Source organism: Kribbella sp. CWNU-51 (assembly GCF_054073265.1).
The window spans coordinates 87244-112691 of sequence record NZ_JBSXMZ010000016.1 but is presented as its reverse complement, the minus strand read 5'-3'; the positions used below and the strand labels follow the sequence as shown (position 1 = coordinate 112691).

22 protein-coding genes are annotated in these 25448 nt (G+C 69.5%); 15 read left to right on the top strand and 7 right to left on the bottom strand.

Translation table 11 applies throughout. From position 1 onward, the window contains the following. Positions 1-44: 44 nt before the first annotated feature. The 3 genes from ACXC9Q_RS20545 to ACXC9Q_RS20535 form a co-directional block, all read right to left on the bottom strand. Positions 45-221, bottom strand: a complete 177-nt coding sequence (locus tag ACXC9Q_RS20545; protein WP_165554028.1) for a DUF6104 family protein — start codon at positions 219-221, stop codon at positions 45-47. Between the two features lies 1 nt (position 222). Continuing rightward, the gene (locus ACXC9Q_RS20540; RefSeq protein WP_457058218.1) at positions 223-4026 is read right to left on the bottom strand and encodes a multifunctional oxoglutarate decarboxylase/oxoglutarate dehydrogenase thiamine pyrophosphate-binding subunit/dihydrolipoyllysine-residue succinyltransferase subunit; all 3804 of its coding nucleotides are present in this window, start codon (positions 4024-4026) and stop codon (positions 223-225) included. Between the two features lie 426 nt (positions 4027-4452). Further along, a complete protein-coding gene (locus ACXC9Q_RS20535) occupies positions 4453-4860 on the bottom strand; it encodes a DUF3052 domain-containing protein (protein WP_457058216.1) in 408 nt (135 codons plus the stop codon). Positions 4861-4890: 30 nt separating this feature from the next. On the opposite strand from ACXC9Q_RS20535, the gene ACXC9Q_RS20530 reads away from it, so the two are divergent. From ACXC9Q_RS20530 to ACXC9Q_RS20515, 4 genes are all read left to right on the top strand, one after another. Continuing rightward, complete coding sequence (locus ACXC9Q_RS20530) at positions 4891-5562, top strand: FadR/GntR family transcriptional regulator (protein WP_328518816.1); 672 nt, start codon at positions 4891-4893, stop codon at positions 5560-5562. Positions 5563-5576: 14 nt separating this feature from the next. Beyond that, positions 5577-5786 (top strand): DUF6343 family protein, encoded by a 210-nt coding sequence (locus ACXC9Q_RS20525; protein ID WP_457058215.1) that lies wholly within the window; start codon positions 5577-5579, stop codon positions 5784-5786. Positions 5787-5937: 151 nt separating this feature from the next. Beyond that, complete coding sequence (locus ACXC9Q_RS20520; protein ID WP_457058214.1) at positions 5938-7518, top strand: ABC-F family ATP-binding cassette domain-containing protein; 1581 nt, start codon at positions 5938-5940, stop codon at positions 7516-7518. 838 nt (positions 7519-8356) lie between these two features. After that, on the top strand, positions 8357-10429 hold the full coding sequence (locus ACXC9Q_RS20515; protein WP_457058213.1) for a copper-translocating P-type ATPase: 2073 nt from the start codon (positions 8357-8359) through the stop codon (positions 10427-10429). Here ACXC9Q_RS20515 and ACXC9Q_RS20510 read toward each other — a convergent pair. Continuing rightward, positions 10406-10957, bottom strand: coding sequence for a TetR/AcrR family transcriptional regulator (locus ACXC9Q_RS20510; RefSeq protein WP_457058212.1), 552 nt, complete (start codon positions 10955-10957; stop codon positions 10406-10408). The genes ACXC9Q_RS20515 and ACXC9Q_RS20510 overlap by 24 nt on opposite strands. A 63-nt stretch (positions 10958-11020) precedes the next feature. On the opposite strand from ACXC9Q_RS20510, the gene ACXC9Q_RS20505 reads away from it, so the two are divergent. The 7 genes from ACXC9Q_RS20505 to ACXC9Q_RS20475 all read left to right on the top strand — a co-directional run bounded on the left by ACXC9Q_RS20505 (position 11021) and on the right by ACXC9Q_RS20475 (position 19267). Then, positions 11021-11326, top strand: coding sequence for a DUF2218 domain-containing protein (locus tag ACXC9Q_RS20505; protein WP_457058211.1), 306 nt, complete (start codon positions 11021-11023; stop codon positions 11324-11326). 118 nt (positions 11327-11444) lie between these two features. Beyond that, a complete protein-coding gene (locus ACXC9Q_RS20500) occupies positions 11445-12791 on the top strand; it encodes a purine-cytosine permease family protein (RefSeq protein WP_457058210.1) in 1347 nt (448 codons plus the stop codon). A gap of 20 nt (positions 12792-12811) precedes the next feature. Further along, positions 12812-14380: a hydantoinase/oxoprolinase N-terminal domain-containing protein gene (locus tag ACXC9Q_RS20495; protein ID WP_405068456.1), complete on the top strand. Its 1569-nt coding sequence runs from the start codon at positions 12812-12814 to the stop codon at positions 14378-14380. Between the two features lie 20 nt (positions 14381-14400). After that, positions 14401-15474 carry a DUF917 domain-containing protein gene (locus ACXC9Q_RS20490; RefSeq protein ID WP_457058208.1) on the top strand — a complete coding sequence of 358 codons (1074 nt, stop codon included), beginning with the start codon at positions 14401-14403 and terminating at the stop codon, positions 15472-15474. Further along, complete coding sequence (locus tag ACXC9Q_RS20485; RefSeq protein ID WP_457058207.1) at positions 15471-16586, top strand: DUF917 domain-containing protein; 1116 nt, start codon at positions 15471-15473, stop codon at positions 16584-16586. Before ACXC9Q_RS20490 ends, ACXC9Q_RS20485 begins: the two co-directional genes overlap by 4 nt. Before the next feature lie 87 nt (positions 16587-16673). After that, complete coding sequence (locus ACXC9Q_RS20480) at positions 16674-17744, top strand: DUF917 domain-containing protein (RefSeq protein ID WP_457058206.1); 1071 nt, start codon at positions 16674-16676, stop codon at positions 17742-17744. Then, positions 17741-19267 carry a PucR family transcriptional regulator gene (locus tag ACXC9Q_RS20475; protein WP_457058204.1) on the top strand — a complete coding sequence of 509 codons (1527 nt, stop codon included), beginning with the start codon at positions 17741-17743 and terminating at the stop codon, positions 19265-19267. The genes ACXC9Q_RS20480 and ACXC9Q_RS20475 overlap by 4 nt, the downstream gene beginning before the upstream one ends. On the opposite strand, the gene ACXC9Q_RS20470 is transcribed toward ACXC9Q_RS20475, so the two are convergent. From ACXC9Q_RS20470 to ACXC9Q_RS20460, 3 genes are read right to left on the bottom strand one after another with little or no spacing between them, the layout of a single operon-like run. Then, positions 19264-20229 (bottom strand): aldo/keto reductase, encoded by a 966-nt coding sequence (locus ACXC9Q_RS20470; RefSeq protein WP_457058203.1) that lies wholly within the window; start codon positions 20227-20229, stop codon positions 19264-19266. The two genes, ACXC9Q_RS20475 and ACXC9Q_RS20470, sit on opposite strands and share 4 nt — an antisense overlap. Further along, complete coding sequence (locus ACXC9Q_RS20465) at positions 20229-20990, bottom strand: SDR family NAD(P)-dependent oxidoreductase (protein WP_457058202.1); 762 nt, start codon at positions 20988-20990, stop codon at positions 20229-20231. Before ACXC9Q_RS20465 ends, ACXC9Q_RS20470 begins: the two co-directional genes overlap by 1 nt. Next, on the bottom strand, positions 20987-22303 hold the full coding sequence (locus ACXC9Q_RS20460) for an L-fuconate dehydratase (RefSeq protein WP_457058201.1): 1317 nt from the start codon (positions 22301-22303) through the stop codon (positions 20987-20989). Before ACXC9Q_RS20460 ends, ACXC9Q_RS20465 begins: the two co-directional genes overlap by 4 nt. Before the next feature lie 189 nt (positions 22304-22492). On the opposite strand from ACXC9Q_RS20460, the gene folP reads away from it, so the two are divergent. Genes folP through ACXC9Q_RS20440 form a run of 4 tightly spaced genes read left to right on the top strand, consistent with a single transcriptional unit; the run spans position 22493 to position 25412 of the window. Beyond that, positions 22493-23374 carry a dihydropteroate synthase gene (gene folP / locus ACXC9Q_RS20455; protein ID WP_457058200.1) on the top strand — a complete coding sequence of 294 codons (882 nt, stop codon included), beginning with the start codon at positions 22493-22495 and terminating at the stop codon, positions 23372-23374. After that, the gene (locus ACXC9Q_RS20450) at positions 23374-24099 is read left to right on the top strand and encodes a pyrimidine reductase family protein (RefSeq protein ID WP_457058199.1); all 726 of its coding nucleotides are present in this window, start codon (positions 23374-23376) and stop codon (positions 24097-24099) included. Before folP ends, ACXC9Q_RS20450 begins: the two co-directional genes overlap by 1 nt. A 2-nt stretch (positions 24100-24101) precedes the next feature. Then, positions 24102-24788, top strand: coding sequence for a class III extradiol dioxygenase subunit B-like domain-containing protein (locus ACXC9Q_RS20445; protein WP_457058198.1), 687 nt, complete (start codon positions 24102-24104; stop codon positions 24786-24788). A gap of 15 nt (positions 24789-24803) precedes the next feature. Then, entirely contained in the window at positions 24804-25412 is a 609-nt protein-coding gene (locus ACXC9Q_RS20440) for a hypothetical protein (RefSeq protein ID WP_457058197.1), read from the top strand. Positions 25413-25448 lie beyond the last annotated feature (36 nt).

The window sequence follows — 25448 nt, the reverse complement described above, 5'->3', positions numbered from 1 at the left end:
TCCAGATGACTGGAATGTTCCCCGCCGACGGCGCCGGCTCAGGTTTAGTCGTCCTCGTCGTCCAGCCGGGCCAGCCAGGTGGCGAAGCGCTCGATCGGGGTTTCGAACTCGGGGTTCAGGTCGACGAACTCGCGCAGCCGTTCGGCCACCCAAGCCAGCGTGACGTCTTCCTCGCCACGCCGGCCCTCGAGTTCCTCGATCCCTCGGTCGGTGAAGTACACGTCAGCTGAAGGCCTGCTTGAGCAGGGTCGCCTGCTCGGTGCCGTGGACGCCGTGCGAACCGACCGCCGGGGCGGACATGGCCGGCCGGGAGACCCGGTAGAACGGCTTGCCGCCGAGGTGCTCGGTCAGGTTCAGCGCCATGAACGGCCACGGGCCCTGGTTCGCGGGCTCGTCCTGGACCCAACGGATCTCGGTCGCGTTCGGGTACTTCGCCAGCTCGGCGACGACCTCCTCGGCCGCCAGCGGGTAGAGCTGCTCGACCCGGAGGATCGCGGTGCTGATCTTGTCCGGCTCGACCTTCTTCCGCTCCGCCAGCAGGTCGTACACGATCCGGCCGGAGGCCAGGATCACGCGCTCGACGGTCGCTGGGCTCGCCTCGGCCTCGGCGTCGTTGATCACCGGCCGGAAGGTGCCGTGGGTCAGGTCCTCCGGCTGCGACACCGCCTCCTTGCGCCGCAGCAGCTGCTTCGGCGTGAAGACGATCATCGGGTTGTGCTCCTCGCCCAGCGTGTGCCGACGGAGCAGGTGGAAGTACGACGCCGGGGTCGACGGCTGCGCCACCGTCATCGCGTTCTCGGCGCAGAGCTGGAGGAACCGCTCGATCCGGGCCGAGGTGTGGTCCGGGCCCTGGCCCTCGTAGCCGTGCGGCAGCAGCAGCACGACACCGGACTTCTGGCCCCACTTCGCCTCACCGGACGAGATGTACTCGTCGATGATCGACTGCGCGCCGTTGACGAAGTCGCCGAACTGCGCCTCCCAGAGCGTCAGCGCCTCCGGCCGGGCCACGGAGTACCCGTACTCGAAGCCGAGCGCGGCGTACTCGCTCAGTAGCGAGTCGTAGACGTAGAAGTTCGCCTGGTTCTCGTCGAGGTTCTGCAGCGGGACGTAGTCCTGCGCGTTGACCCGGTCGATGACCGCGGCGAACCGCTGCACGAAGGTGCCGCGGCGGCTGTCCTGACCGGCCAGCCGGACCGGGCGCCCGTCCAGCAACAGCGAGCCGAACGCGGTGATCTCCGCGCTGGCCCAGTCGATCGGGCCCTGGGTGATCGCGTGCGCCCGGCGCTGCAGCTGCGGCATCACCTTCGGGTGCACGGTGAAGCCCTCCGGCAGCGTGGTGTGCGCGTCGGCGATCTTCTTCAGCACCTCGGGCGTGGTCGCGGTCGCGTCCGGGCCCTCCGGCTTGTCCGGGTAGATCGGGACGGTCACGTACGGCGCCGGGGTGTCGGGCTGGCTCTTCGCCTCGCGGACCTCGGCGAAGACCCGCTCCAGGCGATGCTGGAAGTCCTGCATGGCCTGCTCGGCCTCTTCGATCGTGATGTCGCCACGACCGATCAGGGCCTCGGTGTAGAGCTTGCGGACGGACCGCTTCTGCTCGATCAGGTCGTACATCAACGGCTGGGTGAAGCTCGGGTCGTCACCCTCGTTGTGGCCGCGGCGGCGGTAGCAGACCAGGTCGATGACGACGTCCTTGTTGAACGCCTGGCGGTACTCGAAGGCCAGGTCGGCGACCCGGATGCACGCCTCGGGGTCGTCGCCGTTCACATGGAAGATCGGCGCCTGCACCATCCGGGCAACGTCGGTGGAGTACATCGACGAGCGGGACGACGCCGGTGAGGTGGTGAAGCCGACCTGGTTGTTCACGATCACGTGGATCGTGCCACCGGTGCGGTAGCCGCGCAGCTGGGAAAGGTTCAGCGTCTCCGCCACCACGCCCTGGCCGGCGAACGCCGCGTCACCGTGGACCAGCAACGGCAGCACCGGGAACGCGGCGCCGCGGTCCAGCAGGTCCTGCTTGGCCCGGACGATGCCCTCGAGCACCGGGTCGACCGTCTCCAGGTGGGACGGGTTCGCCGCGACCGAGACCTTGATCTTGTCGCCGAACTCGGAGACGAATTCGCCCTCGGCGCCGAGGTGGTACTTGACGTCACCGGAGCCCTGCACGGTCCGCGGGTCGATGTTGCCCTCGAACTCGCGGAAGATCTGGCCGTACGACTTGCCGACGATGTTGGCCAGCACGTTCAGCCGGCCGCGGTGGGCCATGCCGATCGCGACCTCGGCCAGACCGGCGCCGGCCGCCTCCTCGCAGAGCTCGTCGAGCAGCGGGATGGTGGTCTCGGCGCCCTCCAGCGAGAACCGGCGCTGACCGACGTACTTGGTCTGCAGGAAGGTCTCGAACGCCTCGGCCTCGTTCAGCTTGGCCAGGATCCGCAGCTGCTCCTCGCGCGGCGGCTTGGTGTGCGGCCGCTCCACCCGCTCCTGGATCCACTTGCGCTGCTCGGGGTCCTGGATGTGCATGTACTCGACACCGGTGGTCCGGCAGTACGAGTCGCGCAGGATGCCGAGGATCTCGCGCAGTTTCATGAACTTCCGGTCGCCGCCGCCGAACGAGCCGGTGGCGAACTCGCGGTCCAGGTCCCACAGGGTCAGGCCGTGGGTGGCCACGTCCAGGTCCGGGTGGCTGCGCTGCTTGTACTCCAGCGGGTCGGTGTCGGCCATGATGTGGCCGCGGACCCGGTAGGCGTGGATCATCTCGAGGATGCGCGCCTGCTTGGAGACGTCCTCCTCGTGGCTGTGCGGGAGGTCGGCGGCCCAGCGGATCGGCTCGTAGGGGATCCGCAGCGACTGGAAGATCTCGTCGTAGAAGCCCTCCGCGCCGAGCAGCAGCTGGTGCAGGCGGCGCAGGTACTCACCCGACTGGGCGCCCTGGATGATCCGGTGGTCGTACGTCGAGGTCAGCGTCATCACCTTGCTGACCGCGAGCTTGGCCATCGTCTCGTCGGCCGCGCCCTGGTACTCCGGCGGGTACTCCATCGCGCCGACGCCGATGATGGTGCCCTGGCCGGTCATCAGCCGCGGCACCGAGTGCTGCGTGCCGATGGTGCCGGGGTTGGTCAGGCTGATCGTGGTGCCCTGGAAGTCCGGCAGTGCCAGCTTGTTGTCCCGGGCCCGCCGGACGATGTCCTCGTAGGCCATCCAGAAGTCGGCGAACGTCATCGTCTCGGCGGCCTTGATCGACGGCACCAGCAGCTGCCGCGTGCCGTCCGGCTTCTGCATGTCGATGGCCAGGCCGAGGTTGATGTGGGCCGGCTGGACGTGCGTCGGCTTGCCGTCGGTCTCGTCGAACGACGCGTTCATCTCCGGCAGCGTCTTCAGTGCCTTCACCAGCGCCCAGCCGATCAGGTGGGTGAAGGAGACCTTGCCGCCGCGGGCGCGCTTGAGGTGGTTGTTGATGACGATGCGGTTGTCGATCAGCAGCTTGACCGGGACCTGCCGGACGCTGGTCGCGGTGGGGACCGTGAGGCTGGTCTCCATGTTCTGCGCGGTCCGCGCGGGCGCGCCGCGCATGATCTGCCGCTCGCCGTCGGAGTTGGTCGCGGGAGCCGGCTTGGACTGGACGCTGGGCGGCTGGTTCACCGTGCCTCCGGTTGGGGTGCCGCTCTGGGCCGGCGCTTGCTTCGCTGCGGGTTGATTCTGAGGTACGCCGGCCTGCGCAGCGGCCGGCGTGGGCTGAGCGGCCGCCGTGGTGGCCGCGGGTGCGCTGGAGGCGGGCGCGGACGGCGTCGTACCGCGGCTCGGCGCCTCAGGGGTCTTGTTGTCGGACACCGCGTCGGGCCGGGGAGCGTCGGCCGGGGTGGTGTTCACCGGCTTCGCGTCGTCACCAGGCTTGTAGGTCTTGAAGAAGTCCAGCCACGCCGGATCCACCGAATTCGGGTCCTGCTGGTACTTCTCGTACAGCTCGTCGACCAGCCATTCGTTCGCACCGAAGGCTGCTAGGGGATTGGTGTCTGATGGCTCGGTGGCCACTGGGCAGTTCGCCTCTTCCGATCGGGTCCGGTACCGCGGTTGTTACTGCTGATGTTATGGGTGGTGTCCCAGGGCAAGGCTAATAGCACGCCGACCACTTCCACAGCCCGGGACCACCGGACCAGTGCGCCGGGTGGTCAGGCCCTGGCGGCTTGATCGATCGATGCCTGAAACACTGTGCAGGCAGGTGTTTCAGCTCATCGGCCGGAGACTCCGAGGCCGACGGCACGGTCCGGAGCCGACGGAACTGCGGGACCCCTTGCAGAGGTGGGATTTCGGCTGCTCGCCGAGGTGACGCTGTGTAGAGCATTTGAGCGCGGTTGGCCACTGTATGCAGTTGTGCGCTTGCCGGTGGTGATGATCAGGACTACGCAGAAATGTGGTCAACGTCACCCTCTGGATCAGTCCAGTTCGCCGCGACTGGGCTCACCGGTTACTCAGCCGCCGGACCAGCTTCAGGCCGGACCAGGTCGCGTCGATCGCGGCCACCTTCACGTCGACCACGCCGAGCGGCAGGGCCAGCTCGCGGATCCCGTTCTCGTCCAGGTCGGTCGGTACGCCGGACGACCGCTTCGGCCACGCGATCCAGATCATCCCCGCGGTCACCGTCTTGCCGAGCAGCACCGGCAGGCGTCTGCTCAGCCGGCTCCGGTCCGGGCAGAAGGCCAGTACGGCGTCGTACGACGTCCGGCCGGCCCGGCGGACCACCGTCGTACCGGCCGGCAGGCCCTCGATTGCGAAACCGTCCGGCGCGTTGTCCAGCAGTACGACGTGCTCCGGCTTGATACCCAGCTTCGCCGCGAGCGGTTTGCCCGAGTAGCCCGGTGTGGTCATGAAGGGATCGTAGGGCGGCATACTGACGAGATGGCGTTGACGGATGAGGCGATCGTCAAGATCAAAGGGATGATCACCTCGGGGGAATTGGGTCCAGGGGATCGACTGCCGAAGGAGGCGGATCTCGCGGCGCGGCTCGGCCTGTCGCGGAACTCGCTGCGCGAGGCGGTCAAGGCGCTGACGCTGGTGAACGTGCTGGACGTCCGGCACGGCGACGGCACTTTCGTCAGCAGTCTCGACTCGGCGCACCTGCTGGACGCGCTGAACTTCATGGTCGACCTGCATCGCGACGACTCGGTGCTGCAGTTCTTCGAGGTCCGGCGGCTGCTCGAGCCCGGGGTCGCGGCGCTGGCCGCGGTCCGGATCAGCCATGAGCAGCTGACCGAGCTGCGGCTGCTCTGCAGCGACCTGACGGCGGACTCGCCGGTCGAGGACCTGGTCGCCAACGACCTGCGGTTCCACCGCGCGATCGCCGAGGCGACCGGGAACCAGGTCGTGTGCTCGCTGCTCGACGGCATCTCCGGTGCGACCCAGCGGGCCCGGATCTGGCGCGGGGTCACCCAGGCCGGCGCGGTCGAGCGGACGCTGTCGGAGCACGCCGCGATCCTGGACGCGATCGAGATCGGTGACGCCGAGGCGGCCCGGGCCTGGATGACCGCGCACATCGCCGGCGTCGAGACCTGGCTCCGCAAAGCACCCTGAGGTACTCCGGTGGCATGGCCTTCGAACCGGCGCCGCCGCGCAGTGCGCTGACGCTGCGTCTGGTACTCGCGTCGTTCGGTCTGGCGCTGTGGATCGCGGCAGCCGTGCTGGCCGTCGTCTTCGACCTGCCGGTCGGCTGGGTGATCGCGTTCGGTGCGCTCGCGGTGGTCGCGCTGGTCGACCTGCTGATCGTTGCCTGGCGCAAGCGCCAGGAAAACGGTTGAACCCGGCCGGGAGTGCCGCCTACCCTTGGTGATGTCCCATTCCCGACGGCAGGGGTCCGCGTTGTAGCTCCGAGGTCTTCTCTTCAGCCGATCGATCGCCACCCGTCCTGGTGTGCGGTCTCGTCCGAGACCTCTTCTGGAGTGCACGCACATGAGTTTTTCCCTGTCCTGTACGGACCTCTTCTTCGCCTGGCCGGACGGCGACGTCCTGTTCGACGGGCTCACCTTCGTCGCCGGACCCGTGCGGTCCGGGCTGGTCGGCCGCAACGGCGCCGGCAAGTCGACGTTGCTCCGGCTCATCGCCGGACGGCTCACTCCGCAGCGCGGGTCGATCCGGGTCAGCGGCGAGCTCGGGTACCTGCCGCAGGATCTGACCCTCGACACCGGCCTGCGGGTCGATCAGGCGCTCGGCATCGAGGCCGTCCGCCGCGCCATCACGGCGATCGAGTCCGGTGACGCCTCGGAGGAGAACTTCGCGATCGTCGGCGACGACTGGGATGTCGACGAACGGGCCGAGGCGCTGCTCGGCAAGCTCGGCCTCGGCGCGATCGACCTCGACCGGAGCGTCGGTGAGCTGTCCGGCGGCGAGACGATCCTGCTCGGCCTGGCCGCCGAGCTGCTGCGGCGTCCCGACGTACTGCTGCTCGACGAGCCGACCAACAACCTGGACCTGCGGGCGCGGCGGCATCTGTACGACGCGGTCGAGCAGTTCCGTGGTGCGTTGGTGATCGTCAGCCACGACCGCGAGTTGCTGGACCGGGTCGACCAGATCGGCGAGCTGCGCAAGGGCGACGTCACCTGGTACGGCGGGAATCTCACCGCCTACGAGGAGGCGGTGGCCATCGAGCAGGAGGCGGCCGAGCGGATGCTGCGGTCGGCCGAGGCCGACGTCCGCAAGCAGCGGCGCGACCTGATCGAGGCACGGATGAAGATGGACCAGCGCCGGGCCCGCGGACAGCGGGCGTTCGAGCAGGGCGGGATCCCGAAGATCGTCGCGGGTGGGCTGAAGCGGGCGGCGCAGGTGTCGGCCGGCAAGCACCTCGGCATGCAGTCCGAGCGGCTCGACTCGGCGCGGGAGGCGCTGGCCGACGCGGAGGAGCTCGTCCACGACGACGACACGATCCGCGTCGACCTGCCGAAGACCGCCGTACCCGCGGGCCGGGTGGTGCTGCGGCTCGAGGATCACGTCCTGCGGACCGGGGCACACGTCGACCTGGAGATCCGCGGGCCGGAGCGGATCGCGCTGACCGGGCCGAACGGCGCGGGCAAGACGACGCTGCTGCAGTCGATCACGAGCGGTGGGTTGCCGGTGGTGCCGTTCCGGTACCTGCCGCAGCGGCTGGATCTGCTCCGGGAGGACCTGTCGATTGTCGACAACCTCGCGCTGCTGGCCCCGAGCACGGAGAACCAGGAGCGGCGGTCGCGGCTGGCACGCTTCCTGTTCCGCGGGCGCGCGGCCGATCAGCTGGTCAGCACGCTGTCCGGTGGCGAGCGCTTCCGGGCGACGCTGGCGGCTCTGCTGCTGGCTGAGCCCCCACCGCAGTTGCTGATGCTAGACGAGCCGACCAACAACCTGGACCTGGCCAGCGTCGCCCAGCTCCGCGACGCCCTCGCGTCGTACAACGGTGCCCTGATCATCGCCAGCCACGACCTCCCGTTCCTGCGCGAGATCGGCATCACCCGCTGGGTCGAACTGACCCCCGACACGCTGACCGACATCGATCCGCTGTAGTCGGACTCAGGCCATGAGGTTGGCCGGGGTGTGACCTCTCAGAGGACAGGCTGTCGTCGGGGGTTGAGACAGGTAGTGGTGGGCTGGGACAGGTCATTCCGGCTCTTGTGCTGGGTGTGTGGGTGATAGGGGCCGGGGTCTGCGGTGCGGTCGGTGGGTTCGGGGGCTGCGGGGTCACTCGGTGGGGAGTGCGGACATTGGGTGTGGTGTCCGCGGTCTCGATCAGGTGTCCGAGGTCTGGAGAGTTTGTTTGATCGAGTCCCCGGGGAAGCCCCGGCGTACCGAGGAACGGGTAGTGGTCGGCCACGCCCCACTCGACCGGCCGGCGTTCAGGCTGAACCACCTCACCCAGGTGCCCGCGCGGGCTGACCACTACCCGTCCGTCGGTACACCGGGGCCTCTCCCCGCTCCCCCTCGTCCGCCCCCGAGCCCTGAGGACCCGATCGGTATGTCGACCTCGGGCGGGGGCGCGGGGTCGACTTTGGGCACGGGATGGTCGTTGTGCGGGCGGTTTCGTGGTTGAACCGTGCCCAAGGTGGCGAGCCGGGCCCGGGTACACCCACGGAAACGACAGGGGAGCCGTCATTCCCCGTCGCAGCCCACCAGAAGGTCTCCCAGCCCCGGGGATCGGCTGTCCGGGTGCCATGGGGCAGGTCGCTTTCCGGAGGATTCCGGTCACCTGGCGGACAGTTGTTTCCGAAGATCCCAGCTGATCAGCCGGCCGCCGCCAGCACCTCCTGTCCACGTGCAGACGTACCTCCGTTGCCCGTCGTCCGTGCTGGACGGCGGGGCGGTTTCGCTGGTTGCGGTTAATACCCCTCGGGGGTATGTTTCGAGCATGGATGAGCATCACGACCACACCGCGCATGCTGACCACGCTGACCACACTGGGCATGCTGACCACGGTGGGCACGCGGGTCACGGGGATCATGCGGCGCAGTTCAAGGATCGGTTCTGGGTGAGCCTTGCGCTGGCGGTGCCGGTGGTGTTCTTCAGTGCGATGTTCGCCGACCTGCTCGGGTACCCGCGGCCGGAGTTCCCGGGGTCGGGGCTGATCGCCCCGGTCCTCGGGACGGTGATCTTCGTGTACGGCGGGCAGCCGTTCCTGACCGGAGGTTGGGGCGAACTGAGGTCCCGTCGTCCCGGGATGATGCTGCTGATCTCGATGGCGATCACGGTCGCGTTCGTGGCGTCCTGGGTGACGACGCTCGGCATCGGCGGGTTCGACCTGGACTTCTGGTGGGAGCTCGCGCTGCTGATCGTGATCATGCTGCTCGGGCACTGGCTGGAGATGCGTGCGCTCGGCGCCGCGTCCGGTGCGCTCGACGCGTTGGCCGCGCTGCTGCCCGACTCGGCGGAGAAGGTGACGGCCGACGGCGTGGTCGAGGTGCCGCTCGGTGAGTTGCTGGCGGGAGACGTCGTACTGGTCCGCTCCGGCGGGCGCGTGCCGGCGGACGGGACGGTGATCGACGGGCAGGCCGAGGTCGACGAGTCGATGATCACCGGTGAGTCGCGGCCGGTCCTGCGGGCGGCCGGGGATTCCGTGGTCGCCGGGACCGTTGCCACCGACAACGCTCTGCGGGTCGAGATCACGGCGGTCGGGGACGACACCGCGCTGGCCGGGATCCAGCGGCTGGTCGCCGAGGCGCGGGCGTCGTCGTCCCGCGCGCAGGCCCTGGCGGATCGGGCCGCGGCGTTCCTCTTCTACTTCGCGTCGATCGCGGGGCTGATCACGTTCGTGGTGTGGACGCTGCTGGGTGAGGTCAACGAGGCCGTCACGCGGACCGTGACCGTTCTGGTGATCGCCTGCCCGCACGCCCTCGGCCTGGCCATCCCGCTGGTGATCGCGATCTCCACCGAACGCGCCGCGAAGGCCGGCGTCCTGGTGAAGGACCGGCTGGCGCTGGAGCGGATGCGCACGATCGACATCGTCCTGTTCGACAAGACCGGCACCCTGACCAAGGGCGAGCCGGCGGTGACCGGCGTCGCCACGGTCGGACCGATCACCGACGAGGAATTGCTGGAGCTGGCCGCCGCGGTCGAGGCCGACAGCGAACACCCGCTGGCCAAGGCCATCGTCCGAGCACACTCCGATCGGGTGCCGGTCGGTCACGGACGAGGTGTGGTGGCATCGGAATTCCAGTCACTCACCGGTCGCGGCGTACAGGCTGTTGTGGACGGTTCCGAGGTTGCTGTTGGTGGACCAGCGTTCTTGCGGGAGTACGGCGTACCCGAGCCGGCGGAGCTGGAGACGGACGTCGCGACCTGGAAGGGGCGTGGGGCCGCGGTGCTGCATGTGGTTCGGGATGGGCAGGTGGTCGGGGCGGTCGCGTTGGAGGACGAGGTTCGCGAGGAGTCGAGGCAGGGGGTGGATGCGCTGCATCGGCGCGGGGTGAAGGTCGCGATGATCACCGGCGACGCACACCAGGTCGCCGACGCCGTTGCCAAGGAGCTCGGTATCGACGAGGTCTTCGCGGAGGTCCTCCCGCACGACAAGGATGCGAAGGTCGCCGAACTGCAGGCACGCGGCCTGAAGGTCGCGATGGTCGGCGACGGCGTGAACGACGCCCCCGCGCTGGCTCGTGCCGAGGTCGGCATCGCGATCGGCGCCGGCACGGACGTCGCGATCGAATCGGCCGGCGTGGTCCTGGCCGCCGACGACCCGCGCGCGGTCCTCTCGGTGATCGCCCTGTCGAAGGCCAGCTACCGCAAGATGTGGCAGAACCTGGCCTGGGCCACCGGCTACAACGTGATCACGGTCCCGCTCGCGGCCGGCGTACTCGCCTTCGCCGGCGTGGTCGTCTCCCCGGCCGTCGGCGCGATCCTGATGTCGATCTCGACCATCGTGGTCGCCCTCAACGCCCAGCTACTGCGCCGCCTCGACCTCTCACCCGCTCGACTCGCCGCGTAACCCGGTCAGCGTGACCGCGACCAGGCGCCGTACCGCGGCCTTCGACGGTACGGCGCTTGCCGCGCCGAGGGCATGCACGCAGTACGCCGCCAACTCCTTGGGCGGAACGTCGTCCCGCGCGTCAGTCATCAGACCCGCCAGGAACTCGACGAGATGCACACGAGCCTTGGCCACAGGCTCCGATCGATGCAGCGACGCCGCCGGCTCCGACTGCGGGTGCTCGTAGCAGATGAACGCATAGGCCTCGAGCACATCGCTGAGCTGCCCGCTACGCTCCCAGATGTCCTCGAGTTGCCGGAGATGCTCACCCACCTGTCGCTCATGCCACGCGGCCAGGATCGACTCGACGTCCGGGAAGTACTTGTACAGCGTCGCCCGCCCGACCCCGGCCCGCTGAGCAACCTCCGACATCGTCACCCCGGTCACGCCGCGCTCGACCACCAGCGCGGCGGCCGCGTCGAGCACAGCCCCCCGCACCGCCTCCCGATGCGTCGCAATGCTGTCATCCCACAACTTCGGCACGGCCATCAGCCTACCTTGACAGGCTGTTCGTATCCGAGACACTCTGTTTTGAAAAAAAGGAGTGTGTGGATGGCAGTCGTGCGGGCGTACGTCGGGACTCCGCGAGCGGCACGGTATGTCGAACAACTGACCAGCCACTTCGGTCACCAGCCCGGCGGGATGAAGGTGCTGGCGAGTAGTCCGGGTGAGCTGGTCATCGATCTGGGCGAGGGAACGTGGACGATCCGCAGCGCCGCGGACGAGCTGATCCTCCAGGTCGAGGCAGCCGACACCGCCCGCCTGGACGAACTGAGCGCCCACGTCGCGCAACGCATCGAACAGATCGGCCGCCGCGACGGCCTCCAGGTCCACTGGCAACCGCAAAACCCGGAGTGAGCAAGAGCAGGGACATGGGCTGATTGCACAGTCTGCGGCCGCCTGGTGTGCACGATGGACGGTGAACAGGCCCGCCCAGCGCCGTACGTTCGATGAAATCCCCAGGCTGGAGGTTCTCATGGCCGGTTCATCTGTTGGTACGGACGACTATGCGCTCGCTCGGGTTCCGCAGAGCGCCCGATATTCGTGGTGGTCGGTCGCGACGCAGCGGTTCGGGCAGATCTCGGCGCTCAGTCAGTTTCTGCTCGGGGCGACGCTCGGGTTCGGGATGGACTTCTGGACCGCGTTCTGGGCGCTGACACTCGGCGCGGTGATCCTCGAGCTGGTGGCGATCCTGATCGGGATCATCGGGGCCCGCGAGGGGCTGCAGACTTCGGTGATCGCCCGCTGGACCGGGTTCGGTCAGGCCGGGTCGGCCCTGATCGGGCTGGCGATCGGGATCAGTCTGATCGGCTGGTTCGGGATCCAGTCCGCGGTGTCCGCAGCCGGTCTGAGCCAGTTGATTGGCGTACTGCCGGCGTGGGGCTGGTCGCTCGTCTTCGGTCTCGCGGTCACGCTGGTCGTGCTCCGTGGCTTCCACTCGATGGCGTGGGTCGCGTATGTGACCGTGCCCGCGTTCCTCATCCTGGTCGGCTGGTCGATCATCAGCGAGCTGTCCGACCACAGCCTCAGCGCCCTGGTCAACTCCGCGCCGCCGGGTCCGCCGCTGAGCCTGCTGGAGGGTACGACGCTCGTCGCCGGCGGATTCATCGTCGGTGCGGTGATCACCCCGGACATGACCCGCTTCAACCGGACGGTCGGGGACGTGGTGAAGCAGACCGTTCTCGGCATCACCCTCGGCGAGTACGTGATCGGCCTGTGCGGCGTACTGCTCGCGCACGCGGTCGGCTCGGCGAACGTGATCACCATCGTCACCTCGACGGTCGGCTGGGTCGGCACACTGGTGATCATCCTGGGCACGATCAAGATCAACGACTGGAATCTCTACAGCTCGGGCCTCGGCGTGGTGAACTTCATCGGCACCGTCTTCGGCCGGCACGTCAACCGCGCCGTCGTCACGCTCGTGGTCGGCATCCTCGGCAGCGTGCTCGCGGCCGGCGGGATCCTGGACAAGTTCACCGACTTCCTGATCGTGCTCGGCGTCGCGTTCCCGCCCATCGCCGGGATCATGGTCGCGGAGTACTTCGTGGTGAAGCGCTGGCGTCCCGAGCTGGACGCGACCCGGGCCGGCGGCACGCTGCCCGCCACCGCGCCGACCTGGGTACCGGCCACGATCGTGATCTGGGTCGCCGCCGCCCTGATCGGCAAGTACGTCACCTGGGGTCTGCCCAGCATCAACTCGCTGGTGGTCGGCTTCGCGGCGTACGTCGTCGCCGGCCGGCTCGGCCTGATCCGGGGCGTCGGGACGAGTCGCACCATGGACAGTGAGCAGACCGCCATCAACGCCGTACCGGCGACCAGCTAGGCACAACGGGAGGATCGGGAATGCGTATCGGGATCGATGTCGGTGGTACCAACACCGACGCCGTACTGCTGGAGGGCGAGGGCACCGGCGTCAGCGTGCTGGCCGCCAACAAGTCGGCCACCAGTGCGGACGTCACCGCGGGCATCATCGACACCCTGGACCGGTTGCAGGCCGAGCGGTCCTTCGACCCGGCGCAGATCCAGGCGGTGATGATCGGCACCACGCACTTCATCAACGCCCTGATCGAGGCGCGCCGGCTCGCCCCGACGGCGGCGCTGCGGCTCGGTCTGCCGGCCACCGCGTCGCTGCCGCCGCTGGTCGACTGGCCGGAGCGACTCGTCGAGGCGATCAGCGGGCGCAGTTACCTGGCCCATGGCGGGCACGAGTTCGACGGGCGGCACATCGCCGAGCTGGACGAGGACGAGCTGCGCCGGCATGCCGCGGACATGGTGTCGCACGGCGTCCGGTCGGTGGCGATCTCGTCGGTCTTCTCGCCGGTGAGCAACGAGTTCGAGCTGCGCGCGGCCGAGATCCTGCGCTCCGAACTCGGCGACGACGTGGCGATCTCGCTGTCCCACGAGATCGGCCGGATCGGCCTGCTCGAGCGTGAGAACGCGACCATCATCAACGCGGCGCTGCGTGAGCTGGCCGCGAGCATCGTGGACGGTCTGGCCGGCGCGGTCGCGGGGCACGGCATCGCGGCTCCGCTGTACCTCAGCCAGAACGACGGCACGCTGATGGATGTCGACTTCGCCCGCCGCTACCCGGTCGCCACGTTCGCGTCCGGCCCGACCAACTCGATGCGCGGCGCGGCGCTGCTGTCCGGCCTGGACACCTGCGCCGTCGTCGACGTCGGCGGTACGACGACCGACGTCGGCGTACTCACGCACGGCTTCCCGCGGGAGGCGACCACGGAAGTGGACGTGGCCGGCGTCCGGACCAACTTCCGGATGCCGGATGTGCTCAGCATCGGCATCGGCGGTGGCAGCTTGGTGGCCGAGGGCAACGACCTGGTGACGGTCGGCCCGCGGTCGGTCGGCTATCGGCTGACCGAGGAGGCGCTGGTCTTCGGCGGTACGACGCTCACCGCGACGGACATCGCGGTGGCGGCCGGCCGGGCCGAGATCGGTGACCCGGCGGCGGTGGCCGAGCTCGATCCGACGCTGGTGAAGGCGGCGCTGGCCCGGGTGGCGGCGGACATCGCGGACGCGGTGGAGCGGATGCGTACCTCGCCCGACCCGCTGCCGGTAGTCGCGGTCGGCGGTGGTTCGATCCTCCTGCCGGACGATCTGCCGGGGAGCCTCGCGGTGCACCGGCCCGATCACTTCGCGGTCGCGAACGCGATCGGCGCGGCCATCGCCCAGGTCGGCGGTGAGGTGGACCGGGTGTACGCGATCGACCCCGGCCGGCGGGACGCGGTCGTGGACGAGGCGCGGCAGGAGGCGGTCGACCGAGCCGTCGCCGCGGGCGCCGATCCGGCGCAGGTGCGGATCGTCGACTTCGACGAAGTACCCATTCCGTATTTGCCAGGCAATGCGACCCGCATCCGCTGCAAGGCGGTCGGCGATCTCCGGCTGGGGGCGTCATGAACCCAGGTGGGGGGAGTGCGATGAGGCTGGGTGCCGACGATCTCGCCGCGCTTGCTCGTGGGGCTGCCGTGCTGGGCACCGGTGGTGGCGGGGATCCGCACATCGGCCGGCTGCTCGCGCAGCAGGCGGTCCGGGAGTACGGGCCGGTCGAAATGGTTGCCGTTGACGACCTTCCGGACGACGCCTGTGTGTTGCCGGTGGCGATGATGGGCGCGCCGACCGTCATGGTCGAGAAGCTCCCGTCGGCGGATCAGATCTCGGTCGCCGTCCAGACCCTGGCTCGGTATGTCGGCAAGACGCCGACTCATATCGCGTGCATCGAAGCGGGCGGTGTGAACTCGACCGTCCCGGTGATCGCCGCCGCGCAACTCGGTCTGCCGTTGGTGGACGGTGACGGGATGGGCCGCGCGTTCCCCGAACTGCAGATGGTGCTGCCGACGCTGGCCGGCATCGAGGCGACCCCGATGTCGATTGTCGACGAGAAGGGCAACCGCGGCGTCTTCGACACGATCGACAACCCGTGGGCCGAGCGGCTGGCCCGGTCCGCGACCGTCGACATGGGTTGCTCGGCGATCGTCTCGCTGTACGCGATGACCGGTACCGAGATCCGCAAGGCGTTCGTCCCCGGAACTCTCAGCCAGTGCCTCGCGATCGGTCACGCGATCGAGCGTGCGCAGCAACAGCACAGCGATCCGGTCGCGGCCGTGGTCGATCAGCTCGGCGGCCGGTTGCTGCACGTCGGTAAGGTGGTCGACGTCCAGCGCCGTACGACGACCGGGTTCGCCCGGGGTGATGCCGCGATCGACGGACTGGACGCATCGCTCGGGCGATTGCTGGCGCTGCACTTCCAGAACGAGCACCTGGTGGCCGAGATCGACGGCACCGCGGTCGCGACCACGCCTGACCTGATCATCGTGCTCGACACCGAGTCCGGCGAACCCATCACTACCGAGGCGTTGCGCTACGGACACCGCGTCAGCGTGCTCGCCGCGCCCGCCGACGAACGGTGGCACTCACCGGAAGGCATCGAGCTGGTCGGCCCGCGCTACTTCGGCTACGACCTCGACCCGATCCGCGCGCTGGAGACGGTATGAGCTGGCAGCTCGACATCGAGCACCTGAGAGACCTTGCGAGGGGTGCTGCGATTCTCGGCACCGGCGGTGGTGGCGATCCGCTGATCGGGCGATTGCTCGTGGAGCAAGCGATCCGCGAGCACGGGCCGGTCACGGTCCTCGACCCGGATGAGCTCGACGACGACGCCTTCGTCATCCCGACCGCACAGATGGGTGCGCCGACGGTCATCGTGGAGAAGATCCCGCGCGGCAGTGAGCCGGTCGGCGCGTTGCGCGCCCTCGAGCGCCATCTCGGCCGCACCGCGGATGCGACCATGCCGATCGAGTGCGGCGGCATCAACTCGATGATCCCGCTGCTCGTCGCCGCCCGGACCGGTCTGCCGGTGGTCGATGCCGACGGCATGGGCCGCGCGTTCCCCGAGCTCCAGATGGAGACGTTCTCGGTGTACGGCGTACCCGGGTCGCCGATGGCGATCGCCGGGGAGCACGACGAGACCGTCGTCATCGACACCGGCACGGACAACCAGCAGATGGAGTGGCTGGCCCGCGGGATCACGATCCGGCTCGGCGGCGTCGCGCACATCGCGGAGTACTCGATGACGGGCGCCGAGGTGAAGCGCACCGCCGTACCCAGGACACTCAGCCTCGGCCTGTCGATCGGGCGCGCGGTCCGTGAAGCCAGGGCTGCGCATGACGATCCGATCGAGGCGATCCGGGCAGCACTCGCGCCGACGCTCTACACCCACCTCCGGGTACTCTTCTGCGGCAAGGTCGTCGACGTGGAACGCCGTACGGTCGAGGGCTTCGCCCGCGGCCGCGCTCGCTTCACCGCGTACGACGGCGGGTCCGACCTGGATTTGCGCTTCCAGAACGAGAACCTGGTCGCAGAAGTCGACGGCGAGGTCGTCGCCACGGTGCCGGACCTGATCTGCGTGCTCGAGGCCGACACCGCCGAGCCGATCACCACAGAGGGCCTGCGCTACGGCCAACGGGTCACCGTGGTCGGGATCTCCACGCCCGACCTGATGCGCACACCTGAGGCGCTGGCGGTGTTCGGACCGGCCTGTTTCGGGCTCGACGTGGAGTTCAGTCCGGTCGAACGACGTGTCGAGGCTCTGCCCCTCGCCCGCTGACTCTCGGCCCGCCGCGCTCGATACCCCTCCGCGGCGGGCCGAGTGTTCCACCCCGCCGCGGCGGGGCCTCGGTGACATCATCGGCTCATGACGACGGTCATCCGGGAGCAGGATCTGGGGGCGCTGGTCGTCGGCGTCACCCTGCTGGGATCCGGTGGCGGCGGCGACACGGATGCGTTCGGGCGGATGCTGCGTCGGCGGCTAGGGGCTGGTGAGCTCGTACTGCGGGACGCCTCGGACACACCTGGTGCGTACCTGAGCCCCATCGGCGTGGTGGGTGCGACCAGCGTGCTGGCGGAGAAGCTGCCCAGTGGTGGTGAGTTCGAGACCGCCGTTGGGGCGGTGAGCCGCTGGACCGGGCAGGCGGTCACCGGGCTGATGTCGCTCGAGGCAGGTGGGCTGAACGGACTCAGTCCGCTCATCGCCGCCCTGGATCTCGGACTGCCGTTCGTAGACGCCGATCTGATGGGCCGGGCGATGCCACGGCTCGACCAGTTCTCCTGGGCGGTGGCGGGGCGTTCGCTGACGCCCTGTGCGCTCAGTGAGCCGAGCGGACAGGTGATCGTGGTGGATCACGTCGACGCGTCCGGTCTGGAACGCGCGGTGCGGAGCTTCGTCGCCCACACCGGCGGCTGGGCCGTACTGGCGCTGGCGCCGACGCCTGTCGAGGCCGCGACGTCGGATGCGGTCAATGGCAGTTTGACTCGAGCTCTGGCGCTGGGTCGGGCGCATGCCGGACTCGACACCGGCGCTGCGCCGGCGACGGTCGCGTCGGCTCTCGGCGGCCGGCTGCTGGGTGGCGGGCGGGTCGAAGAGGTCGCGCGCCATGCCATAGCGAACGGCGGTGCTGCCTTCGGGCGTGGCAGTGTCTGTGTGGTCGATTCCGCGAGCCGTGCGGTGGTGCGGATCGAGACGGAGAACGAGTATCTGCTCGCCATGGTCGACGGAGAGCCGGTCGTGAGTACGCCGGACCTCGTCTGTGTGCTGGATCGACGCACACTGCAGCCGATCGCGGTCGAGGCGATCCGGGCCGGCGACGAGGTCCTGGTACTCGCGCTGCCCGGACCGGACTGGTGGCGTCGAGGCGATCGGATCGGGTACGTCGGACCGCGGGCGTTCGGACTCGGATGCGACCCGCAGCTGCTGGAGGCCTCATGATCGCGCCTTCGCTGTCGGCGATGCTGACCTCACCCGGCTGGCGGGACGTCGTCGTTCTGGGCGGTGGACAGGAACCTGGTCCCACGCTGATCGGCTCTCGCGTGCTCATGAACGTCGCCGGCCATCCGGAGCCGATGACCGGCGAACTGTTGGTTGTGCTGCTGGCAACCGACCACTCCGACTGGCGGATCGACGCACTGATCAGCCGAGCCTCGGCCGCAGGCGCAGCGGCTCTGCTGCTCGCCGGTGCCGAGCCACTCGGACGTGGAGCGCAGCTGCTGGCCGAGCGGTTGCAGCTGCCGGTGCTGGGCAGTCCGGATCCGCTGGCAGCTCACGAGCACCTGAACAAGGTGGCTTCCGAGCCCGACCTGGTCCGAGCAGATCTCGTCCTGCATGCTGTCACCGCATTGCGGCGTTCTGACCGTGACCTGACCTCGGTGCTGCGGACGACGTCCGCCGTGCTGGACAGGCCGGTGACGCTGGCCGGCTCTGACGGTGGGACTTTGGCGGGGGAGCCGTTGGAGGCTGAGGAGCGGTCTGCCCTGGTTGGTGCGCTTCCGGCAGTGCCGGTCCCGTGGGCTGCGCCGTACCGGGTGGATCTGCCGAGTGGTGCGGTGCTGATTGCTGTGGCAGTGCTCGGTGCTGGGCCGGTGTGCTGGCTGGTGGCTCGGTTGCCCGGAGTCGTGCCGGCTGAGGTTGCCGCCGTACCTGCTGTGCTGACGGTGGTGGCGCCCGCGGTGGGGGAGCGGTTGGCGTTGCGGCGGCTGGAGTTGGAGCGGGACGCGCGGCAGCGTACGTCGTTGCTCGGTGAGCTGCTGCACGGTGAGCCGTCGGAGGCGACGCGGCGGCGGGCCGTGGATCTCGGGTGGCAGCTGGACGGGTGGCACACGGGGATCCGGATCGGGACCGACGGGCAGGTGGACGTCGCGGGGCGGCGGGCCGACGTGGTGGAAGCCTTTGACGCTGAGGGTTTGCAGGCGGTCGTGGTCGAGCAGGGTGACGGATGGTCCGCGTGGATCACCGCTGCGCGCGAGCCGACGTCGACTGAGGTCCAGCAGCAAGCGGCGGCGATCAGACGGGTGCAGCGTCGCTTGCTGACAGTCGATGCGTACGTCGGTGTCGGCCGGGTTGCACCTGGTCCGAGCGGAATCGCCACGTCGCTGGCCGAGGCAGGTGATGCGGCCGGTCTGGCCCGGGGCCGCGCCGAAACCGGCCGGTTCCTCCACGTCGACCGCCTCGGCCTGGCCCAGCTCCTCCTCGCCTGGACGCGCACCGACACCTTCCAACCGGCCGCCCGCGCCCTCCTGGCTCCCATCGAAGACCAGCCCGGCGACCTGGTCGCGACCCTCGCCGTCTACCTCGACACCGAGTCCTCGCTAGCCGAAACCGCCGCCGTGCTGGGAATCCACCGCAACACAGCAGCCGCCCGCATCACCAAGATCCAGCACCTTCTCGGCGTAGACCTGGCCAACCCGGACGAACGTCTGGCCCTCCACCTGGCCTCCAGAACCACCAGAACCTAAGAGGGGGTCGGTGCGTCCTCGCGGAGGAGGCCGGCGGACTTGAGGTCGGACCAGAGGGCGACCGGGACCTCGGTGCGGGCGAGGGTTGCGTTGGTGTGGACCTCGTCAGGGGTGCGGCAACCCACCGCGATGCCGGCTACGGCGGGGTGGGCGAGGGGGAAGGCCAGGGCCGCGGCGGGGAGGGTGACCCCGTGGGACTCGCAGATATCGGCGAGCTGGTTGGCCTTGGCCACCAGGGAATCCGCGGCGGGTGCGTAGTTGAAGGTGGCGCCGGGGGCGGGGCGGGGCTGGGAGAGCAGGCCGGAGTTGAAGATGCCTACGGCAACTACCTGGATGTCGTTCGCGAGGCAGGCGGGGAGGATGTCGTCCAGGCCGTCGGGGTCGATCAGGGTGTAGCGGCCGGCCAGCATGATCGCGTCGATGTCGATCTCGTTGACGAACCGGGTCAGCATCGCGGTCTGGTTCATACCGGAGCCGATCGCGCCGATCACGCCCTGGTCGCGCAGCTCGATCAACGTCGGGAAGGCGGTCGCGACGGCTTCGTCATAGTGGTCGTCGGGGTCGTGCACGAAGACCACGTCGAGCCGATCGGTGCCGATCCGCCGCAACGAGTCCTCGATGCTCTGCAGCACGCCGTCCCGCGAGAAGTCCCAGCGCCGCCGCCGGTTCGTGTTGATCTCGAAGCCCTCGTCGTCGGTCGCCGCGCCGTCGGCCTCGTAGATGATCCGTCCGACCTTGCTCGACAGTACGAACTCATCCCGCGGCTTGCCGCGCAGCCCAGCCCCGAGCCGTTCCTCAGCGAGCCCGAGCCCGTAGTGCGGAGCGGTGTCGAAGTACCGCCACCCCTCGTCCCAGGCAGCGTTCACCGCGGCGACGGCGTCGGCCTCACTGACCTCGCCGAGCAGATTCCCGAGCGGTGCCCCGCCCAGTCCGACCCGCTGGCCGTCCGGAAAGATCTTCATCACTGTGCTCGATTCTGGGCCGCGGGAAGCCGCAGGTTCTGCATTCCGCCGTCGACCGCGAGCGCAGTACCGGTCGTCGAGCCCGACAAGGGGCTGGCCAGGTAGGCGATCGCGTGCGCGACCTCGTCGGCCGATACCAGCCGGCCCATTGGCTGACGCCCTTCCAGGGCGGCTCGTTCGGCGGCCGGGTCCTCGGCCACGTCGAGCAATCGGCCGACCCACGGCGTGTCCGCCGTACCAGGGTTCACGCAGTTGACGCGGATCCCTTCGCGCACGTGGTCCGCGGCCATCGCCATCGTCAACGCGAGTACGGCGCCTTTGCTCGCCGAGTACAACGCACGATTCGGCAGGCCCGCGGTCGCGGCGATCGAGCAGGTGTTGACGATCGCGGCGGCGGACGACGTCCGCAGGTACGGCAGCGCGGCCCGGGTCACGCGAGCGATGCCGACCACGTTGACGTCGAGGACGCGGTGCCACTCGTCGTCGTCGTTCGCGGCGACCGTGCCCTGCGCGCCGATACCGGCGTTGTTCACCACGATGTCGATCCCGCCGAGCTGCAGCGCCGCCGCGGCGACCGCGTCCCGGACCGAACCGTCGTCGGTGACGTCCGCCGCGATCCCCGTCAGCGGCTCGGACACGTCAGGCTTGAGGTCGAACACGACCACCTGTGCGCCCCGGGACGCCAGCAGCGAGGCGGCCGCGAGTCCGATGCCCTGGGCGCCTCCGGTCACCACGGCGCGTAGCCCGGCGAAGTCGGTCACTTGTTCTCCTTTGTCAGGTCGGTCCAGATCTTGCCACTCGGGTACCGGAAGTCGGTCAGCGTCTCAGCATCCATCTCCGCGCCGAACCCTGGCCGCTCCGGCGCCACGTAGTGCCCGTCCCGGATCACCACCGGGTCCAGGAAGTGCTCGTGCAGGTGGTCGACGTATTCGATCACGCGATCCTCCAGCGACCCGCTCACGGCCACGTAGTCGAACATCGACAGGTGCTGGACCAGCTCGCACAGCCCGACCCCACCGGCGTGCGGACAGACCGGTACGCCGAACTTCGCCGCCAGCAGCAGGATCGCGACGTTCTCGTTCACCCCCGCGACCCGGGCCGAGTCGAGCTGCAGCACCGACAGCGCCCCGGCTTGCAACATCTGCTTGAACACCACCCGGTTCTGCACGTGCTCGCCGGTCGCCACGCGGATCGGCGCGATCGCCTTCGCGATGGCCGCGTGCCCGAGGATGTCGTCCGGGCTCGTCGGTTCCTCCACCCACCAGACGTCGTACGGCGCCAGGGCCTCGACCCACCGGATCGCGTCGGCCACGTCCCAGCGCTGGTTGGCGTCGATCGCGATCCGGATGTCCGGGCCGACCGCCTCGCGAGCCAACCGCATTCGGCGGATGTCGTCGTCCAGGTCTGCGCCGACCTTGAGCTTGATTTGGGTGAAGCCCTCGGCGACCGCCTCGTGACACAACCGCACCAACTTGGCGTCGTCGTACCCGAGCCAGCCGGGCGTCGTCGTGTACGCCGGGTAGCCCCGCTCCCGCAGCAGTGCCTCCCGCTCGGAGCGACCCGCCTTCGCGGCGCGCAGGATCTCGAGCGCTTCGGACGGCGTCAGCGCGTCGGTCAGGTAGCGGAAGTCGACGAGATCGACGATCTGCTCCGGCGTCAGGTCGGAGAGCAACTTCCACAGCGGTACGCCGGCCCGTTTGGCGGCCAGGTCCCACACCGCGTTGACGACCGCGCCGATCGCCATGTGCATGACGCCCTTCTCCGGGCCGAGCCAGCGCAGCTGCGAGTCGTGCACGAGCGACTTCCAGAACCCACCGAGATCGTTCAGCGTCGCGTCCAGGTCGAGGCCGATCACGTGGTCGCGGAGCGCCTCGATCGCCGCGGTCTGTACGTCGTTTCCACGGCCGATCGTGAACGCGAATCCGTGCCCCTCCAGCCCGTCGGCCGCGTCGGTCCGCAGGATCAGGTACGCCGCGGAGTAGTCCGGGTCGGTGTTCATCGCGTCGGAGCCGTCCAGGTCCAGCGACGTGGGGAAGCGGACGTCGTACGTCTCTAACTCGGTGAATCGTGGCATCAGGACCCGATCTGCGGCGGTGGGCGGACTGTCGCGAGGAATCCTATAGGATATGTGCCGATTTGGGCAGCCGTAGGGCGGCGGATCGCCAGGCCATCACAACTGGCCGCGTCACCGGTGCTCGCGCCTGGCGGAGCAGCCGGACGCCGATTGGGATGGCCTGGGGATCCGCCGGTTAGAGTCGGTGCCGTGGCGGACGAGGGCGACGGCGTACTGCGGTTGGGGAGCCGGTCGTTCGGTGTGGGCGAATTCGCCCTGATGGCGATCATCAACCGCACCCCGGACTCGTTCTTCGACCGCGGCGCGACGTACGCGACCGACGCGGCCTACGCGGCCATCGACCAGGCGGTCGCGGACGGTGCCGACCTGGTCGACATCGGCGGCGTCAAGGCCGGGTATGGCGAACCCGTCAGCGAGGACGAGGAGCTCCGCCGGACTGTGGACTTCGTGGCCGGCATCCGGGCCCGGCATCCCGGCCTGGTGATCAGCGTCGACACCTACCGCAGCGGGGTTGCCCGCCGGGTCGCGGAGGCCGGCGCGGACCTCCTCAACGACACCTGGGCCGGCGCCGATCCCGACCTGGTCCACGCCGCCGCCGAAGCCGGGGCCGGACTCGTCTGCAGTCACGTCGGCGGCCTCTCGCCGCGCACGGATCCGCACCGGATGGCGTACGACGACGTGGTCGCGGACGTGATCCGGACGACGACCGGCCTCGCGGACCGGGCGGTCGCGGCCGGCGTCCGCCCGGACGGGATCCTGATCGACCCGACCCACGACTTCGGCAAGAACACCCTGCAGTCACTCGAGCTGACCCGTCGCCTGGACGAGCTGGCGGCGACCGGCTGGCCGGTGCTGGTCGCGGTGTCGAACAAGGACTTCATCGGCGAGACCCTCGAGCTCCCGCCGGGACAGCGTGGCAACGGGACACTCGCCGCGCTCACCATCTCGGCCTGGCTGGGTGCCCGGGTGTTCCGCGTCCACGACGTACCCGCGGCTCGGCAGGCGCTCGACCTGATCGCCGTACTGCGTGGCACCGCCCAGCCCGCCGGAACCCGAAGGAGCCTGGCCTGATGCGTCGCCTGGAAGACCTGTCCGACCCGGAACTGGCCGCGGTCTACCAACCGGAGGATCGGTCGGTCGCGCACCTGCGGGCGAACTTCGTCAGCAGCCTCGACGGCGCGGTCGAGATCGACGGCCAATCCAAGGCGTTGTCGAGTGACTCCGACAGCCGGGTGTTCAGCATGGTCCGGAGGCTGGCTGATGTGGTCCTGGTCGGCGCCGGCACGATCCGCGACGAGGGGTACACGCCGCTGCGGTTGTCCAAGGCGGCCCGGGAGTGGCGGACGGCGCAGGGACTGGCCGAGAATCCGACGTTGGCGATCGTGTCGTCGCGGTTGGAGCTGAGCCCGGTGAACCCGGTGTTCCAGTCGGCGGTTCGGCCGCTCGTGGTCACTCACGCTGCCTCGCCGCCGGAGCGGCGCGAGGCGCTCGGCGAGGTTGCCGAGGTGCTGGTCCTGGGTGCGGCCGAGGTGGATCTGAAGGCGCTCGTCGACGAGTTGGCGGCGCGGGCGATGCCGCAGATCCTGTGCGAGGGTGGGCCGCATCTGCTCGGGGCGCTGACCGACGCCGACCTGGTCGACGAGATGTGTCTCGCGCTCGCGCCACTCCTCGCCGGGCCGGGTTCCGGTCGCATCACCGCGGGGCCGGCGACGACGCTGACCCGGCAGATGAAGCTGACGTCGACGCTGTCCGCGGCTGACGACTACCTCTTCTTCCGCTACCTGCGGGAGGCGTAGCCGTGCCCGTCGTCGCCGCCGCGGTCTGCCCGCACCCACCCCTCCTCGTCCCCGAGGTGGCGTCCGGAGCCGCCCCCGACCTCGACGACCTCCGGGCCGCCTGCCTCGCCGCAATCGACCAACTGTCCACCGCGTCCAGCGTGCTGGTCGTCGGCGCCGCGGCCGCCCGCGCCACCTACCCAGCCGCCGCGGGCGGCTCGTTCGGACCGTACGGCGCACCTGGCGTGCGCATCGGCACCGGCGACCCCGTCCTGCCGTTGTCGTTGGCGGTCGGGGGTTGGTTGCTCGAGCAGACCAAGGCTGCTCAACTGCCCCGCGCGTACGTGGCCGTGCCCGTGGACGCCACGGCGGCCGAGTGCCGGCAACTCGGGCAAGAAATTGCTGATGGCAACGATCGGATCGGCCTGCTGGTGATGGGTGACGGCTCGGCTCGACGGAGTGAGCACTCGCCGGTCCACCTCCACCCGAGAGCCGAGATCTTCGACACCACGGTCGCAACCGCCTTGCAGCACAGGGATCTCGACGTACTGAATGCCCTCGACCCGGACCTCGCCGCCGAGCTGCACGCCGCCGGCCGAGCACCCTGGCAGGTACTCGCGGGCGCACTCATGGCAACCAGCTTGACGGGCGACCTGACCTACCACGCCGCGCCGTACGGTGTCGGCTACTTCGTCGCAAGCTTCACCTGACTGGATACTGTGCTGGTGGCTGAGGAGCGCGCGGGGTATCGGCGGTCGGCGAAGTCGCCGCGGGGTGAGGCGCGGCGGCGGGAACTGCTCGACCGCGTCGCCGACGAACTCGGCGTCAACGGTCTGGTCGACTTCTCCCTCCGGCGGGCGGCGCGCGCGGCCGGTACGACGCACAAGGTGCTGCTGTATCACTTCGACGGACCGGAGGACCTCCTCACCCAGGCCGTTCTTCAACTCCGCGAACGCCGGATCACCCGCGGAATGGCAGCCGCGACCGCGGGCCCGGCCGATCGATCGCTCGCGGACCGGGTCCGATCGATGTGGCCGACGCTGATCGGCGAGGAATCGTGGGTGCTGGACCAGGCGATCGGCCTCGCGATGTACGACGCGGCGCGGTACGCGGACCTCGCGCGCTCGGCCTCGAGGCAATACATGCCCGCATTGCTGTCGATCTGTCCGGCGGGCTGGCCTGAGCAGCGCAAGCGTGAGGTCGCCGAGCTGATCCTGGCCACCTTGCGCGGGTTCCTGATCGAGTGGCGGACGAGTGGTGATGCGGACGGCATCGACGCCGGGTTCGCCGCGATGGTGCGGGCGCTCGAGCGCGAGGAGTCCGCCGGCGACTGAAGGGGCGTGGGTCGGCCCCGACGTACGCCCATGGAC

Excerpts from the sequence above, each read along its gene's own strand:
- ACXC9Q_RS20495 (WP_405068456.1), top strand. The coding sequence starts at position 12,812 with ATGCGTATCGGGATCGATGTCGGTGGTACCAACACCGACGCCGTACTG.
- ACXC9Q_RS20515 (WP_457058213.1), top strand. The coding sequence starts at position 8,357 with ATGGATGAGCATCACGACCACACCGCGCATGCTGACCACGCTGACCAC.
- ACXC9Q_RS20485 (WP_457058207.1), top strand. The coding sequence starts at position 15,471 with ATGAGCTGGCAGCTCGACATCGAGCACCTGAGAGACCTTGCGAGGGGT.
- ACXC9Q_RS20460 (WP_457058201.1), bottom strand. The coding sequence starts at position 22,303 with ATGCCACGATTCACCGAGTTAGAGACGTACGACGTCCGCTTCCCCACG.
- ACXC9Q_RS20475 (WP_457058204.1), top strand. The coding sequence starts at position 17,741 with ATGATCGCGCCTTCGCTGTCGGCGATGCTGACCTCACCCGGCTGGCGG.
- ACXC9Q_RS20510 (WP_457058212.1), bottom strand. The coding sequence starts at position 10,957 with ATGGCCGTGCCGAAGTTGTGGGATGACAGCATTGCGACGCATCGGGAG.
- ACXC9Q_RS20525 (WP_457058215.1), top strand. The coding sequence starts at position 5,577 with ATGGCCTTCGAACCGGCGCCGCCGCGCAGTGCGCTGACGCTGCGTCTG.
- ACXC9Q_RS20505 (WP_457058211.1), top strand. The coding sequence starts at position 11,021 with ATGGCAGTCGTGCGGGCGTACGTCGGGACTCCGCGAGCGGCACGGTAT.
- ACXC9Q_RS20530 (WP_328518816.1), top strand. The coding sequence starts at position 4,891 with ATGGCGTTGACGGATGAGGCGATCGTCAAGATCAAAGGGATGATCACC.
- ACXC9Q_RS20490 (WP_457058208.1), top strand. The coding sequence starts at position 14,401 with ATGAGGCTGGGTGCCGACGATCTCGCCGCGCTTGCTCGTGGGGCTGCC.
- ACXC9Q_RS20520 (WP_457058214.1), top strand. The coding sequence starts at position 5,938 with ATGAGTTTTTCCCTGTCCTGTACGGACCTCTTCTTCGCCTGGCCGGAC.
- ACXC9Q_RS20450 (WP_457058199.1), top strand. The coding sequence starts at position 23,374 with ATGCGTCGCCTGGAAGACCTGTCCGACCCGGAACTGGCCGCGGTCTAC.
- ACXC9Q_RS20535 (WP_457058216.1), bottom strand. The coding sequence starts at position 4,860 with ATGACCACACCGGGCTACTCGGGCAAACCGCTCGCGGCGAAGCTGGGT.
- ACXC9Q_RS20470 (WP_457058203.1), bottom strand. The coding sequence starts at position 20,229 with ATGAAGATCTTTCCGGACGGCCAGCGGGTCGGACTGGGCGGGGCACCG.
- ACXC9Q_RS20500 (WP_457058210.1), top strand. The coding sequence starts at position 11,445 with ATGGCCGGTTCATCTGTTGGTACGGACGACTATGCGCTCGCTCGGGTT.
- ACXC9Q_RS20480 (WP_457058206.1), top strand. The coding sequence starts at position 16,674 with ATGACGACGGTCATCCGGGAGCAGGATCTGGGGGCGCTGGTCGTCGGC.